We start from the raw sequence: 15,068 nt of genomic DNA on the forward strand, positions 1-15,068 counted from the left end.
TGCGCTACAGCGGCAGCCGCGGCTGCAACGGCACCAGCCCGTCGACAGTGCTTTCGCCGCGCATCACCTTCTTGAATTCGGCGCGCGACACCGACACGTAGCGCTCGTTGCCGCCGATCTCGACCTGCGGCCCGGCTTGCAGCGCGCGCCCTTGTTCGTCGACGCGCACCGTCATCGTCGCCTTCTTGCCGGTATGGCAGATGGTCTTGATCTCGGTCAATTCGTCGGCCCAGGCCAGCAGGTACTGGCTGCCTTCGAACAGCTCGCCGCGGAAATCGGTGCGCAGGCCGTAGCACAGCGCCGGGATCGCGAGTTCGTCGACCACTTCGCTGAGTTGCCACACCTGCGCTCGGGTCAGGAACTGCGCTTCGTCGACCAGCACGCAGTCGAGTTTTCCATACGCGTCGATGTCGGCGCGGATCAGCGCCTCCAGGTCGTCGCCGCGTTCGAAGGCGATGCCCTGCGCCTGCAGGCCGATCCGCGAAGCCACCGTACCGCTGCCGGCGCGGTGGTCGAGCCTGGGCGTGAAGATCGCCACCCGCATGCCGCGCTCGCGGTAGTTGTGCGCGCTCTGCAGCAGCGTGGTGGTCTTGCCGGCGTTCATCGCCGAATAATAGAAATACAGCTTGGCCATCGGCATAGGTTGGGCCTTGCCTAACGGCCGCGCAACCCGCTGTCGTGAAAGGGGCCACAGCCCCGGTCGGCGCGGCATGCATCGGCCGTCGCCCGCGGTCGCCTATGGACGAGCGATGGCGCCATTGGGCGTATGCAAAGAAGCGCCGTACGACGAATTCCTTTCGTCGTACGGCGGAAGAGGCGGCCGTCAGGGAGAGGCGCCGCCTGCGACGCTTTTATTTTTCGACGAGGTCTACCGGCGGCTCGTTGAGCCCGTGTCCGGCGGTCACGGCAGCGGAGCAGAACCGCATATAGTCCAACACCGCGCAACCGCCGCTGCGCTTGCGCTGCTCGGGCGTCTGCGCCGCCTCGCATTCTTTCTTGGCCGTTTCGCGGTATTCGGTCCTGGCGTCGCTGAGCAGGACCCGGCATCGGGGCACCGCTCCGTTCAGCACCTCGGAATCCGCATGCAAAGGCCGCTGGCAGCCGGCCGCAAACAGCGGGATCGCCGTCGCCAGCAATAGGCAAAATACTTTCATTGGTTACTCCTTGCGCCCGTCGGGTCGGATCGCGCCGCCGAGGACAGATTGATTTGATTACAGCCGCACATCCGCCTTGGCCGGCGTTACCAGCTCGCTATCGCCGATCGCGGCGGCAACCACTGGCCGATCGGACGCCGTCCGGTAGGTCAGCGCGACCGAACCGTCTTCGTAGACCGCGCTGGCGTTCCGCACCAGTTCGAAGTCGCGCTTGATTTGCGGCAATGGCCTTTCCCCGATGCCTTGCAAGACCGGGACCACTCTGAGGACCACTTCATCTATCAAGCCGGCTCGGAAGAGGCTATCCGCCAACCGCCGGCCTCCGAACAGATGAAGATCCTTGCCGGGACAGATCTTGATCCGCCGCACCCATTCCTGCGCGCTTTCCGAAATCCATTCCACGCCCAGGTCCTGCGTGCGCCATCCGCGAGAAAACACGAACGCCGTCATGCTGTGGCCCGCCTTTGCCATGTACTCACGCATCGCTCGATAGGTGCCACGCCCCATCACGGCGATGCCGCTGCCTTCGATCGCGCGGTGCTGCTGCATCGCCGCGGCGCCGAATCGCTCCAGATCGCGCGGGTCGTCCAGGACGAATCCGTCGACACTGGCGGTGGCGTGATACTTCAGTCTGCGCATCTGGATATGGCCATGGCGCTTTCGCGGCTCGTACGAGGGATGCGCGCCTGGCTTGAGGCCATAAACCGGATGGTGATGCGAGATGTTCAGGCGATCCATGCGTTTGCTCGATCGGCATGCTGAGGGGGAAGGAGCTCCGGTGGCTGTCGGCGGTCTCGGGGGGAAACGACCTCGGCCACCGGAGCAGAGCTCTACGGAATGCGCTTTGGGTTCGTTGCTTCGGGATTACCAGCCGAAGCCATAGCCCATGCCGACCGTATTGGCGCCGTGGCCGCCGAGCGCCGCGCCGATCGTGAACGTGCTTTTCTCGTCGATCAGACGCTGATAGCTGACCGCCAACGCAGCTTGCCCGTGCTGATAGCCGACGCCGGTGCCTATGCGGTTGCGATTGTTCTGGCCCGCACCGGAAACCGCCGACATGGTCAACGCCGTGGCCATGGCGCCGCTGGAATTGATCCGGCGATCCATGGTGTTGAAGCGTTCGTTGACATCATTCTTGAAGTCTTCGAAGCCCGGGAAGGTCAGGTTCTGGAACACCTGGTCGGTATACGCGTTGGCTTGGTTCAACGTGGTCTGCGAACTGTTGTCGGTATAGGTGTTGGCCTGATCGAGGGTGTCGGCGGCGCTACTCTGGAGTTGGCTCACGTTGACCGCATCGGTGGCGGCGGTGCCGGCCGCGACGTTGGTGATCTGGCGCTCTGCGCCCGCGGCGCCGACCGAAACGCTGTTGGCGCGGTCGGCAATGGAGCCCGTTCCCAACGCCACGCTGTTGTTCGCCGAGGCGTTGCTGCCGCCGCCGACAGCCATGCTGCCGGTCCCGCTGACCTGGGCGAAGTTGCCGACCGCGATGCCGCCGTCGGCCGTCACCGTAGTGCCGCTGCCGATGACCGTGATCGCCGAACCCTGCACCTGGTTGGTGGTGCCAATGATGTTGTTGCTGCCGCCCTCCACCACGTTGTCCGAACCGACGACGGTATTGACGTGGCCGGTGATGGTGTTCTGTTCGCCGAAGGAGCCGTTCTGGCTTCCCTGGATGACATGATTGGCGCCTACGGCGACGTTCAATGCGCCATCGATTTCGTTGCCGTAACCGACCGCGGTCGAATATTGGCCGCTTTCCTTGATGTTGTTCAGCGCGCCGAACGCGCTGCTGCCCAATCCACCGGCGACGTTGCCGTAACCGACCGCGCTGGAATCGGTCGCGACAGCGGTATTGTTGACGCCGACCGCGGTCGCCCGCAGCGCGCTGGGATCGGACCCTGCGGTATTGCCAAGGCCGAACGCCACCGAATCTTCGCCATTGGCGATGTTGCCATTGCCGCATGCGACTGCATTCGTGCCTGGCGTGCTGCTGCCGCCGGTGCTCTCGGTAGCGCCGTCTTCGTCGGCCATGTCGCATACATCGAGTTCGACTGCGTAAGCAGGACTCAAAGCAGAACAGGAAATCAGGGCAAAGGCTAAGATGGCCGGCGCGATGAGGCCGGACCTGGTCGGGAAATTCATGGGTGTGGCTCCGTCTTATTCGCTGCGCAGAATTGGCAGTGCATATAGAGACGAGTTTTTGCGGAAATGCGGCCAGCGAAAAACGCTGCCGCGATGGCCGGCGGGCGCTGGAACGCTCAAGTTTCGTCGAGGCCGTGTTTGAGTAGCTGCAATTCGGTCAGCAACGCGGATTCCGGCACCAGTTGCTTGCGCAACGACGCCAGTGCGAGTTCGGCTTCCTTGCGGGCCGCCGCCTTGCGTCCCAGTGCGAGCAATGCCTGTGCATATCTAAAACGCAACTTCGCGGTGGGCGCTTTGTCGGCGCCGAAGTGCATCGCAGATTCGGCTACGGCCACACGCCATGCCGAAGCGGCCTGCGCCAGTCTTCCCTCGCGCTGACGGATCTCGGCCAGCAGCGCCTGCCGCGACAACGACGCCGGTACCGCGTCTTCGGCGACGTCTGGCAACGCGTTTTCCGCGTCCCGCAGTCTGCCTTGGCGCATTAGCCAATCCGCCTCCACGAGCTGCGAGGCCACGAATTCGGGCGAAGCACGCCCGGACTTGTAGAAGGCTTGCCACCTGGGAAGCGCCGGATCGATCAGCGCCGCCGCCTCGTCCATGCGTCCCATCAGCATCAGCGCGCGGCCCAGATACACTTCGCCGCGGACGCGGGTCCGATCTTCGGGCGGCAGCTTTTTCCGTCGGATCTCGGCCGCGACCCGGTACAGGCGCTCGGAAGCTTGCAAATCGCCTCGCGCTTCTTCGAGCGACGCCAATTGCCCTGCGACGACCGCGTAATCGATGCTGTTCCGTCCCAGAACACGATCAGTGATGTCCAGCGCCGCCGAGTAGTGGGCGAACGCGGCGGCATAATCTCCGCTCTGCTGGAGCACCATCGCCAGCTTCATTTCGGTGTCGGCCACGCGTTCGCTGTCCCTTCCCACCAGCTTTTCTGCCAGCCGTATGTTCTGCCGCTGCAGATCCGCGGCCTCGGCGTAATGACCCTGTGCGGCCAGCACCATCGCCAAGCCCTGTCGGCTGCTGTGAACGGTCACGGACTCCGTCTTGTTTCGCGTCTTGATCTGCAGCGCATGCCGGTAATTCGCCTCAGCGCCCTTCAGGTCGCCCATCGTCCTGAGCAGGGATGCCATGTTGTGATGGACGTACGCGGTCTCAAGCGATTCGCGCCCGAATGCCTCGCGCTTCAGCGCAAGGGCTTCCTGATAAGCCGCGCGCGCACCGTCGTAGTCGGCGACGGTCATTTTCGCCAAGCCCAACGAGTTGTAGGCATCCGCCAGCGACGCGGCCCGGCGGTCGTGCAGGAGCCGCAGTTCCAGGCTCCGCTGCGCCGCCCAGTTCGCATCCCGCGCCCGCATTTGGTTGCTCATCAACTCCGACAACGTGCCGTAGGCTTCGGCCGCGAGGTCGGGGCGCGAAATGGCGGGCGAGAGCATCGCTTCAGCGGAGCGGCGCAGCATGCGCTCGGCCTGCCTGCGTTCGCCGAGGTTGGCGTAGGCACGCCCAAGCACGCCGTGCATGCGCGCCAGCATCGCCGGCGATCCGGCCAGCTCGGAATCGACCTTCGCCACCGCCAAATCCAGGACATTGCGTGCGGTCGGCACCCGGTCGCCTGCCGGACCTTTCATGCGCGGATCAGCCGCGTCGAACGTTTCGATCAGAAAGTCGCTCACCTGCTGCGCCATCGCCGCTTCGGTCTGCGCGCGGGTCCTTTCTACGCCGAGCCGCCAGACGAATCCGCACGCCGCGACAAGCGCGGCGGCCGCGATCGCCAGCGCGACCCGGTGCTTTCGAGCGAACAAGCCTACGCGGTAAGCGCGGTCGTGCCGCACGCTGATTGGTTCGCCGGCCGCGATCGCCCGCAGGTCCTCGGCCAGCTTCGCCGCCGATTGATAGCGTCGCCCGGCCCGGGGTTCGAGCGCCTTGCGCAGGACGCGATCGATATCGCCGCGCAAGCTGTTGCGGAACGATCTTGCGCTGGTGGCGCAGCGATCGGCCTGTGCGCTTGCCCAGGCGCCGGTGACGGCCCGCGAGATCGACGGCGACTCGACCGCCAGCAGCGCGTTCTCGAAAGGCCGCTTCCCGCTGAGTATTTCGAACAGCATCGCTCCTAGCGCAAATACATCGGATGCGGTACTGACCAGCCCGCCCCGCAGCTGCTCGGGAGATGCGTAGTACGGCGTCATGATGATCGTCGAATGTTCGCTCGGCGATGTGTCGTGCTCGATCAGTTTAGCGATGCCGAAATCCAGGACTTTCGGCAACCCGCGATCGTCGACCAGTACATTTCCAGGCTTCAGGTCGCGATGCACGACTAGAAACCGGTGTGCATGGTCGACCGCATCGCAGACTTTGGCGAATAATTCCAGCCGCGCCTTGATGCCCAGCTTGCGTTGGTCGCACCAATGAGTGATCGGGGCGCCGTCGACGTATTCCATGGCGAACCATGGCTGGGCTTCGGCACCGATTCCGCCGTCGATGAAGCGCGCTATGCAGGGATGCTCGAGCTTGGCCAGGATCCGGCGTTCGTCCAAAAAACGGCGGCGCGCCACTCCGGAGTCGATCGGCGCCAAGCCGCCCATCACCTTCAGGGCCACGGTTTGGGCGATATCGTCCTGCTCCCGTACTGCGAGATACACCCGCCCCATGCCGCCCTGGCCAATCAGGCGCTCAACGCGATAGGGACCGAACTTCAGTCCCAGATATTCCTCGGCACCCGTATCGAGCAACAGCTTGCTCGCTTCCTGGGCCAAGCCCGCATCGAGCATGCGCGAGCCTTCCTCGTCCGCCCGCAGCAGCCGTTCCACTTCCGAACGTAGCTCGGAATCGCCACCGCATTTCTGCTCCAGAATGACGTGGCGTTCGTCGGCGTCCAAGTCCGCAACGCAATCGAAAATCTCGGATACGCGCAGCCATTGTTCCTGTTCCCGGGTCATGCTAGCGCGTCGCCGAGTCGCGCTTTCAGGAACGCGCGAGCCCTGCGCCAGTCACGGCGCGCGGTGCGTTCGCTGACGTTATGGGCCATCGCGATTTCGTCGTAGTCCATGCCGGCGTAGAACCTGCACTCGACCACGTTCACCAGCCGCGGGTCTACCCTGCTCAGCGCGATCAATGCATCTTCTATCGCCAATACGTCCACTTGGCTTAACTCTTTGCCGCCGATCTCGGGCTCCAGCGTCATCTGGATCAAATCGCCCCCGTGCTTAACACGCTTGCGTTTTCGGACGTGGTCAATGAGCAGGTTGCGCATCGTCGTCGACGCGATGGCGAGGAACCTCGCGCGTTGCAGCGAGTCCTGCCGGTCGCCGCTGTCGACGATCCGCAGATACGCCTCATGGACGAGGGCCGTGGTATTGAGCTCGGTATGCGATTTTCCGCGCAGCTGCCTGCGCGCGATCAGCCTGAGCTGGTAATAGATCTCCTGAGACAGCTGCTGTTGGGCGACGACCTCCGTATCGGCCGTCGCGTCGAGCTCCGCGTCGGAGCTGCGCTTGTCGTATTCCATCTTGTTCCCCCGATTTGCCTAACCAACGTCCGCTCCTCCGCTGAGCCCGGCTCCTGAAACCATTCCAGGACACCCGATTCCGTCGCTTGCTCGTACTTGAACCGGGCAATCCTCCCGAGACCCATCAGCCGACCGATGAACGGCGACTTCTCGCCCGCGAACGGCATGCAACTGCGGTGGCCGTTGCACGGCGGTCGTGCATGCAAAACAAACGCCACGCAAGCGACGCCTGCGTGGCGGAAGGGGCGCCCGGAGAGTAGCGGCCCTCGACACTTTTTATTGGAAGATCCTTTTCATGCCGCTCGCTGCGCCGATCACCAGCCAACGTTGAATCCGACGCCAGCGGCGTTCTCGCCGTCGGCAAATGCCGCACTCAGGCGCACCGCGGCGCGGGGCGATACCAGTCGGCTGTAGCCTACCGAGATGGCTTGCTTGTTCCGATAATGCCCCAGCCCCATGCCGAACTGGTTGGTACCGCTCACGCGCCCGTCCGGCACCGCAAGGCTCATCGCCGCGGACAGCGCGCCAATGGTATTGATCCTGCCGTCGAGCGCACCGAGCTGCTGGTCCATACGGTCCATACGGTCATTGATACCAGCCGTATCGAAGCCGGCCAGTTGTTTGATCTGGTTGTCGGTGTAGGTGTTGGCCGCCGACAACGTATCGGCGTCGGCCTGGTCCATCTGGCCCTTGTTGACCGCATCGCCGTCGGCCACCGCGTCGGCCACGTTCGATACCTGGGTACCGTTGGCGCCCTTCAGCGTGAGCGTATCGCCGGCTTCCTGGTCGTACAGCACGCTCAGCGGGCCGCCGCCGGCATCGCCCTTCGGACCTTGCGGACCTTGCGGGCCCTGCGGACCTTGTGGGCCTTGCGGACCGGGTATGCCCTGTCCTTGCCCGACTTGGCTATACAGATCGGTCAGGCTGCCGTCGATCGCATCGAAGGCCGAGCCCACGTTGTCGTAGCTGGCGCCCTGGATGGTGTAGGCCGGCGCCACGAACACGCCACCGGCGTAACTGGCGCCGCCGCCGAAGGCGGTGACGATCGGATGCAATTGCGACAGGTTCACCGCATCGGTGTCCTGGGTCGCCGCGCCGACGTTGACGATCTGGCGCTGGAACCCCTGCGCGCCGACCGACACGGTGCCGTCGCGGTCTGCGATCGAACTGCTGCCCAGCGCGACGCTGTGAAGGCTGTCGGCATAAGCGGCCGTGCCTAAGGCGATGCTGCCGGTACCGGTGGACGTGGAGTCCAAACCGATGGCGATGCTGCCGTCGGCCAGCGCGGTGCCGTTCTGGCCCAGCGCCAGGCTGAAGTCGCCGCTGGCCTGGTTCTCGTTGCCCAGCGCGAAACTGGACGCGCCGCTGACCACATTGGCGCCACCGAAGGCCGCGCTCAGACCGCCGGACACTTGGTTGCCGTTGCCAAAAGCGCTGCTGGACTCGCCCGAGGCGGTGTTGGCGTTGCCGTAGGCGTTGGCGGTGACGCCGCCGGCCGTATTGAGGTTGCCCACCGCGTTGCCGCCCTGCTGGGTCACCTGGTTGTTGTTGCCCACGGCCAGACCGAAGTCCCCGACCACCGAGTTGCTGGCGCCAAAAGCGTGGCTGCTGGCGCCGTCAACGGCCCCGCCGTAGCCGAACACGCTGCTGCGCGCACCGATAACCGTGTTGTCAACGCCGGCCGCGCTCGACGATACGCCGTCCACAGTATTGGCATGACCCACGGCTACCGAATCATCGGCAATGGCCTTGTTCTTGTATCCGAACGCGCTGGCCTCGTCGCCTTGCACCTCATTGCCCTGGCCTACTGCGGAAGCTAGCACGCTCTCGACAACATTCGAGTGGCCCAAAGCACTGCTGTTCTGGCCCGACGCCGTGTTCCCGTAACCGAAGGCGTTGCTGTACTCGCCGCTGGCCACATTCTGATAGCCAACGGCATTGCTGTGGGTATTGGAGGCTTCGTTGCCGAATCCGAATGCACTGCTGCTGGCGCCGCTGGCCGTGTTGAAGGTGCCCACGGCCGTGCCCGAATTGCCCGACGCGACATTGACGTAACCCACCGCCGTTCCCGCAGTACCGCTGGCCTTGTTTTCAACGCCTATCGCGCTGGCTGCGTCGCCTTCTGCTTCGTTGTTGTTTCCGCACGCGAAGGCGGTGGAACCGTTGGCGAAGCTGCCGCCCTTGGCTTCGGTATTCGGATCGCCATCGGCGATTTCGCAAGCGTCTCCAGCGAAAGACGGCAAGGAGTACATCATTGCCGCGGCGGCCAGAGCCAGGATTGCAGGCTTCAAAGCCAGTCGTTTCATGTTCATGCTTCGTTTTCTCCATTGACATCGATCGCCAGAAATCGGCCGTAGTCAGTTAGACGACGAAATCAAAAAAGGCGGCCACGGCTCCGTTCAGCCACCACACAACCTTTGCCCCGCAGGGTTACGCGCCGTCGCATAACCATCCCCCCGATCGCTTTGGCCGATCCGTTTTTTGAAGGGGCAACCGCGTAGAATGCGCATCCGCTCCATCGGTTTCCCCATGCACGACCTCAACCCCCAACAAAACGCCGCGGTCGCGCACTGCGATGGCCCGCTGCTGGTGCTGGCCGGCGCCGGCAGCGGCAAGACGCGCGTGATCGTCGAGAAGATCGCGCAGCTGATCTCGTCGGGACGCTATCCGGCCAAGCGCATCGCCGCCATCACCTTCACCAACAAGGCGGCGAAGGAAATGCGCGAGCGCGTCGGCAAGCGGATCAAGGGCGACGCCGCCGAAGGGCTGACGATCTGCACCTTCCATGCGCTGGGCCTGAAGCTGCTGCAAATCGAACACGCCAAGGCCGGCTTGAAGCGCGGCTTTTCGATCTTCGACGCCGACGACACCGCCGCGCAGCTGAAAGACCTGCTGCCCGGCGCCAAGCCCGACGCCGTGCAGGCGGCGCAATCCCTGATTTCCCGCGCCAAGAACGGCGGCCTGTCTCCGGAACAAGCGTTGGACGCCGCGCAATCCACGCGCGAACGCGAAGCCGCCGTGCTGTACGGCAAATACCAGCAGCGCCTGACGACTTTCAACGCGGTCGATTTCGACGACCTGATCCGGCTGCCGGTGCAGTTGCTCGAGAACGACGCCGAGATGGCGATGGCCTGGCGCGAACGCATCGGCTACCTGCTGGTCGACGAATGCCAGGACACCAACGACGCGCAATACCGCCTGCTGAAGGCGCTGGCCGGCCCCAAAGGCAACTTCACCTGCGTGGGCGACGACGACCAGAGCATCTACGCCTGGCGCGGCGCCAATCCGGAAAACCTGTCGCAACTGGCACAGGACTATCCGGCGCTGAAAGTGGTCAAGCTGGAGCAGAACTACCGCTGCAGCAACCGCGTGCTGCGTTCGGCCAACGCGCTGATCGCCAACAATCCGCACGAGCATCCCAAGAAGCTGTGGAGCGCGCAGGCCGACGGCGACCGCCTGCGCGTCTGGGAATGCCGCGACAGCGCGCACGAGGCCGAGCGCGTCGCCGGCGAGATCCATTTCCTGGGCACCGCGCGCAAGGCGCCGTGGAGCGATTTCTGCATCCTGTTCCGCGGCAACCACCAGTCGCGCGCGCTGGAGAAGGCGCTGCAGCTGTTGCGCGTGCCCTACCACCTGAGCGGCGGCACCGCCTTCCTCGACCGCGGCGAAGTGAAGGACGCGCTGTCGTGGCTGCGGCTGATCGCCAATCCCGAAGACGACGCGGCTTTCCTGCGCGCCGTGCAGTCGCCCAAGCGCGAAGTCGGCGCGACCACGCTGGCCAAGCTCGCGGAAATGGCGCAGCACGCGCACCTGCCGCTGTCGCGCGCGGCCGAATCGGTCGGTCTGCTGAAACAGCTGCCGGCGCGTTCGGCCAATGCCTTGAGCGGTTTCGTCGACATCCTGCGCGGCCTGCGCGACGCCGCGGCGCAGCTGCCGCCCGCCGACCTGGTGCGCCAGCTCAACGAACGCTCGGGCCTGCTCGCCGCCTTGCGCGCGCAGTGCAAGAGCGACCAGATGTTCGCGATCCGCCGCGGCAACCTGGACGAACTGGCCGAATGGTTCGAAGGCCCCGCGCCCGGCCGCGGCCGCAACGCCGGCCCCGGCGAATTGGCCGCGCAGCTGGCGCTGCTGACGCATGCCGACAAGAACGACGCCGGCAACCAGGTGCGGCTGATGAGCATGCACGCGGCCAAGGGCCTGGAGTTCCGCTACGTGTTCGTGGTCGGCGTCGAGGAAGGCACGCTGCCGCACGAAGCCAGCATCGAAGAAGGCCGGCTCGACGAAGAGCGGCGCCTGCTGTACGTGGCCATCACCCGCGCCAAGGAACAACTGTGGCTGTCGCATTCGCGCGAAGCGCAGAAATGGGGCAATCGGATACGCCTGCAACCGAGCCGTTTCCTTGACGAATTGCCCGCCGAGGAATTGCAGCGCGACGGCGCCGATCCCGTGGCCGATGCCGAGCGCAAGCAGGAACGCGCCGCCGCCGGATTCGCCGCGATCAAGGCGATGCTGGAAGCGTAGGGTGGGCCTTGGCCCACCCTACGGTACGCTAGTGGCATGAACGACGATCTTGCCCCGGCTGCGATCCGCGATGCGAACGCGGCCGACCATGCCGCGATCCTGGCGTTGAACTTGGAATCCGAAGCGTTGGTCAGCCCGATGGATGCCGAGCGGCTGCGGCAGCTCGACGCGCAATCGGCCTATCACCGCGTCGTCGAGATCGATGGGCAGGTGGCCGCTTTCCTGTTGGCGTTCCGCGAAGGCGCCGATTACGACAGCCCCAATTACCGCTGGTTCGCCGAACGCTATCCGCGGTTCGTGTATATCGACCGCATCATCGTTTCCGTGCGGCACCAGGGACGGCAACTCGGCCGTGCTCTGTACGAAGACTTGTTCGCCTTCGCGCGCGAGAACGGCATCGATACCGTGACTTGCGAGTTCTACACGGTGCCGCTCAACGAAGGCTCCAGCCGCTTCCACGCCAAGCTCGGCTTCCATGAAGTCGGCCAGCAGTGGGTCGCCGACGGCAAGAAGCAGGTGTCGCTACAAACAGCGACGCCCTAAGCTTTGCCCTCCCCCCTCTGCGGGGGAGGGACAGGCCGAAGGCCAGGGAGAGGGGTCGGCTTTTTCGCGCAATCCCAAAAGCAGAGCAAAAAGCAAAAGCACGCTTCGCTGCGCTCGCGCCCCCTCTCCTGCCCTTCGGGCATCCTCCCCGCGAGGGGGGAGGAAAAAGCACTACGCTCGCACCTGCAAGCGCTGCCGTATTACCGCCGCATCGCTCGACTACACTCCGGCCTCTCGCCAAGCACCTCGGATCGCCATGCGAACCCAAACCCTTGTCCTGCCGCTATTGGTCTGCACGCTCGCACTCGTTGCCTGCAAGCCGGCTTCTTTCACCGCGCTCGCCGCAGCACCGCATGCTGCCAACAAAGCCGCCGCAAGCGCAAAGGCGGGCCCGACAACCCCCGCCGACGACAACCTCAACGCCGTCCTCTGGGTGCAGACCTCGGCCGAATACCGCGCCGCCTGCCAAACCGTCTACCGTGCCGCCGCCGACAAGCTCGACGCCGCGCTGAAGGAAAAGAACTGGGACGCGCTGGTCCCCGATGAGCGCGACAACGCCGGCCAGACCGCCGGCCTCAAGCCCGCGGTGATCATGGACGTGGACGAAACCGTGCTCGACAACTCGCCCTACCAGGCGCGGCTGGTGCACAGCGGCAAGGAGTACGACGAAGTCAGCTGGGATCAATGGGTCGCCGAGAAGAAGGCCAAGCCGCTGCCGGGCGTGGTCGACTTCGCCAAGGCAGCCGCGGCCAAAGGCGTCACCATCCTCTACCTGTCCAACCGCGCCGTGCACCTGAAGGACGCGACGCTGGCCAATCTGAAAGCCGTCGGCATGCCGGTCGCCAGCGACGAGGTATTCCTGGGCCTGGGCACCTTCGTCAAGGATTGCGAACAAAACGGCAGCGAAAAGAACTGCCGCCGCCGCCTGGCCGGTCGCCAATACCGTGTGCTGATGCAATTCGGCGACCAGCTCGGCGATTTCGCGCAGATCGTCGCCAATACGCCGGCCGACCGCGCCCAGCTGGCCGACGAATACGGCGACTGGTTCGGCGAGCGCTGGTGGATGCTGCCCAACCCGACCTACGGCAGTTGGGAACCGGCGCTGTTCAACAACGCCTGGGACCAGCCGCGCGAGGCGCGCCGCCAGACCAAACGGGGCGCTCTAGATGTCGAAAAATAGATGTAAATCAACGAGTTGAATAATTTCAGTTAAGGTATTGCATTAACTTTTGAGCTGGGCTAGCCTGCCTGCGCCACAACAAAGTCCTCCGGCCCAGGCCGGATTTCAGGAGACCTCCGGGTCTCCTTTCTTTTTGAGACTTTCATCGGCCGCACCTAGGGCTGCTACTAGGTATCGCGGGGCTGGCGATGGGGTTAGCGTGCCTATTAGCGTGAGCGCCGTGCGCCCGCGCGACGGGGGGTTGCCTCGCATTCGGAGGAATCGCGCCATGGGTTTCGAGCTCCCCAGTCCACTGCTGCCCAAGCTGCTCAACGGCCTGCTCGGCCAGAACGGTCCCGGCCATGGCCATGGGCCGGGCGGCGTCAACGGCGCCGGCGAAGGCCCGGATAACGATCCCGACAACAGCGCCCACCACGCGCGCCAGGCGGCCCTGCAGAACGAGCGCGCGGCCGAAGCGGGCAACGACCAGGGCCGCTGGCAGCAATCCGAAGGGCCGAACAACGACGGCGTCCAGCGCGGCAACGGGCACCACGAAGGCCACGGTCCGCAGGGGCCTGGCAACAGCAGTTCGGTCGGCAACGGCCATTTCCCGGGCCCGGGCGAGATCCTGTCGGACATCGTCGGCAAGGCCGACGCGGCCGCGCGCGGCCTGCTCGGCGACGGTCCGCCGGGACTGATCGCCAAGGGCGGCGACCTGGCAGCGAACCTGCTCAACCAGGCCGCGCAAACCACCCAGACCGCGGCCGGCCTGGCGGCGAAATCGCTCGAAGCCATGCCTTTCGCCGGTACCGCCACCGCCGCCAATGCATTGCTGACCCAGGCCACCGCGCAGGCGCTCAACGCGCCAGGCGCGCAGGCTTTGGCCGCACGCAACGCCTTGCACGATGCGGCCAGCGGACCGGTGCTGCCGTCGCGCGACATCGCCGCGCCGCTGCAGGCGTCTTCGACGAATCCGTTGCAGGGCAATGCGTTGATTCCTGGCGCCTCGCGCACGGCGGAAACCGCGCTGCTCCAGGGCCGCCAGGATTTGCCGATGCCGATGCGCGCCGATCAGGCGGTCGTCGATCGCTCGGCGAACGCGCTTCCCGGCAGCAGCCCGCCGCCGGCCGCGCCTGCGGCCGCCGACGCGACGCGTGCCATTCCGGTGACGGCGCCGCCTTCGACGGTGCCGCCTTCTCAGTCGGCCGCTGCAGCGATGGAAGGGCGCACCAATCTCATCGGTGGCGGCAACGACCGCGTCGGCTCCGTGCCCAAAGCCGCCGACATGGCGCAACAGACGCCGCCGGGCCACACCGGCGCAGCGCCGAGCAAGATCGGCCGTCGCGACGAGGAAGCCGGCGAAAGCCTGGCGCAGCGTTTGGCGCGCGCGCTGATGGCTCTGATAGGCCTGGCCCCGGCAACGGACGAAGCGACGCAGGAACCGGACGAAGACGCGCTGGCGCAAGCCGCTGCGGAGAACCGCTGGCAACAGCTGCAGTGGCTGTTCTGGTCGCTGGCCGTCGCCGGTTATGCGTGCCTGGTGTTCGCGTTGATCGTGTTCATTCCCGGCGGCAGCGGTTTCCTGGACGAAACGCGCAATCCGCTCGGCACGCCGGCCTTGATCGTCGGCCTGATCAGCTCGCTGGGCGCTTGGTGGCTGGCACGCAAGCTGGCGGCGAACGCAGAGCCCGCGCCGTCGTCGGAATCCGAATAATTTTGCGACGACTATCGACTCGTCATCCCAGCGAAGGCGAACCAGCGACTTAGCTCGACTCTGCAGAGCGAAGCTCGCTCCGCTGCCCTGCTTCTGCTTTGTAGAGCGGGGCTTGCCCCGCTGCGCTTGCTCCGGCTCTATAGAGCGCAGCTTGCTCCGCTGCTCTTGCCCCTAAGCCGTTTCGCTCTTAGGCCGTTCGCTCTTAGGCCGTCATCCCAGCGAACGCTAGGACCCATGTTGCTCTTGCCCCCTTAGCCGTCATCCCGGCGAAAGCCGGGATCCAGGCCCGCGTGCTCGTGGGCCTCGCTGCGACTCGCGCCATGGACAAAAGCT

11 protein-coding genes are annotated in these 15,068 nt (G+C 65.2%); 4 read left to right on the top strand and 7 right to left on the bottom strand.

The features are described from left to right. Positions 1 to 4: 4 nt before the first annotated feature. The 7 genes from M2650_RS10600 to M2650_RS10630 all read right to left on the bottom strand — a co-directional run bounded on the left by M2650_RS10600 (position 5) and on the right by M2650_RS10630 (position 9,110). Positions 5 to 634 carry a thymidine kinase gene (locus M2650_RS10600; RefSeq protein WP_249474389.1) on the bottom strand — a complete coding sequence of 210 codons (630 nt, stop codon included), beginning with the start codon at positions 632 to 634 and terminating at the stop codon, positions 5 to 7. A gap of 217 nt (positions 635 to 851) precedes the next feature. Then, a complete protein-coding gene (locus tag M2650_RS10605) occupies positions 852 to 1,154 on the bottom strand; it encodes a hypothetical protein (RefSeq protein ID WP_249474064.1) in 303 nt (100 codons plus the stop codon). A gap of 57 nt (positions 1,155 to 1,211) precedes the next feature. Further along, on the bottom strand, positions 1,212 to 1,892 hold the full coding sequence (locus M2650_RS10610) for a dihydrofolate reductase family protein (protein ID WP_249474066.1): 681 nt from the start codon (positions 1,890 to 1,892) through the stop codon (positions 1,212 to 1,214). Positions 1,893 to 2,018: 126 nt separating this feature from the next. Next, positions 2,019 to 3,185: a YadA family autotransporter adhesin gene (locus M2650_RS10615; protein ID WP_249474069.1), complete on the bottom strand. Its 1,167-nt coding sequence runs from the start codon at positions 3,183 to 3,185 to the stop codon at positions 2,019 to 2,021. Between the two features lie 227 nt (positions 3,186 to 3,412). After that, positions 3,413 to 6,229: a serine/threonine-protein kinase gene (locus tag M2650_RS10620; protein WP_249474071.1), complete on the bottom strand. Its 2,817-nt coding sequence runs from the start codon at positions 6,227 to 6,229 to the stop codon at positions 3,413 to 3,415. After that, the gene (locus M2650_RS10625; protein ID WP_249474074.1) at positions 6,226 to 6,798 is read right to left on the bottom strand and encodes an ECF-type sigma factor; all 573 of its coding nucleotides are present in this window, start codon (positions 6,796 to 6,798) and stop codon (positions 6,226 to 6,228) included. The genes M2650_RS10620 and M2650_RS10625 overlap by 4 nt, the downstream gene beginning before the upstream one ends. Positions 6,799 to 7,112: 314 nt before the next feature. Then, a complete protein-coding gene (locus tag M2650_RS10630; protein ID WP_249474077.1) occupies positions 7,113 to 9,110 on the bottom strand; it encodes a YadA-like family protein in 1,998 nt (665 codons plus the stop codon). A 217-nt stretch (positions 9,111 to 9,327) separates the two neighbouring features. Here M2650_RS10630 and M2650_RS10635 point away from each other — a divergent pair, with 217 nt between their 5' ends. From M2650_RS10635 to M2650_RS10650, 4 genes are all read left to right on the top strand, one after another. Further along, the gene (locus tag M2650_RS10635; RefSeq protein ID WP_249474391.1) at positions 9,328 to 11,319 is read left to right on the top strand and encodes a UvrD-helicase domain-containing protein; all 1,992 of its coding nucleotides are present in this window, start codon (positions 9,328 to 9,330) and stop codon (positions 11,317 to 11,319) included. A gap of 36 nt (positions 11,320 to 11,355) precedes the next feature. After that, positions 11,356 to 11,862 (top strand): GNAT family N-acetyltransferase, encoded by a 507-nt coding sequence (locus M2650_RS10640; protein ID WP_249474080.1) that lies wholly within the window; start codon positions 11,356 to 11,358, stop codon positions 11,860 to 11,862. A 256-nt stretch (positions 11,863 to 12,118) separates the two neighbouring features. Then, positions 12,119 to 13,042 (top strand): 5'-nucleotidase, lipoprotein e(P4) family, encoded by a 924-nt coding sequence (locus M2650_RS10645; RefSeq protein ID WP_249474083.1) that lies wholly within the window; start codon positions 12,119 to 12,121, stop codon positions 13,040 to 13,042. 268 nt (positions 13,043 to 13,310) lie between these two features. Continuing rightward, positions 13,311 to 14,735 (top strand): hypothetical protein, encoded by a 1,425-nt coding sequence (locus M2650_RS10650; RefSeq protein ID WP_249474087.1) that lies wholly within the window; start codon positions 13,311 to 13,313, stop codon positions 14,733 to 14,735. Positions 14,736 to 15,068: the final 333 nt, after the last annotated feature.

This window comes from Luteimonas galliterrae (assembly GCF_023374055.1).
Taxonomy (GTDB): Bacteria; Pseudomonadota; Gammaproteobacteria; order Xanthomonadales; family Xanthomonadaceae; genus Luteimonas_C; species Luteimonas_C galliterrae.

Excerpts from the sequence above, each read along its gene's own strand:
- M2650_RS10600 (WP_249474389.1), bottom strand. The coding sequence starts at position 634 with ATGGCCAAGCTGTATTTCTATTATTCGGCGATGAACGCCGGCAAGACC.
- M2650_RS10605 (WP_249474064.1), bottom strand. The coding sequence starts at position 1,154 with ATGAAAGTATTTTGCCTATTGCTGGCGACGGCGATCCCGCTGTTTGCG.
- M2650_RS10610 (WP_249474066.1), bottom strand. The coding sequence starts at position 1,892 with ATGGATCGCCTGAACATCTCGCATCACCATCCGGTTTATGGCCTCAAG.
- M2650_RS10615 (WP_249474069.1), bottom strand. The coding sequence starts at position 3,185 with ATGGCCGACGAAGACGGCGCTACCGAGAGCACCGGCGGCAGCAGCACG.
- M2650_RS10620 (WP_249474071.1), bottom strand. The coding sequence starts at position 6,229 with ATGACCCGGGAACAGGAACAATGGCTGCGCGTATCCGAGATTTTCGAT.
- M2650_RS10625 (WP_249474074.1), bottom strand. The coding sequence starts at position 6,798 with ATGGAATACGACAAGCGCAGCTCCGACGCGGAGCTCGACGCGACGGCC.
- M2650_RS10630 (WP_249474077.1), bottom strand. The coding sequence starts at position 9,110 with ATGAACATGAAACGACTGGCTTTGAAGCCTGCAATCCTGGCTCTGGCC.
- M2650_RS10635 (WP_249474391.1), top strand. The coding sequence starts at position 9,328 with ATGCACGACCTCAACCCCCAACAAAACGCCGCGGTCGCGCACTGCGAT.
- M2650_RS10640 (WP_249474080.1), top strand. The coding sequence starts at position 11,356 with ATGAACGACGATCTTGCCCCGGCTGCGATCCGCGATGCGAACGCGGCC.
- M2650_RS10645 (WP_249474083.1), top strand. The coding sequence starts at position 12,119 with ATGCGAACCCAAACCCTTGTCCTGCCGCTATTGGTCTGCACGCTCGCA.
- M2650_RS10650 (WP_249474087.1), top strand. The coding sequence starts at position 13,311 with ATGGGTTTCGAGCTCCCCAGTCCACTGCTGCCCAAGCTGCTCAACGGC.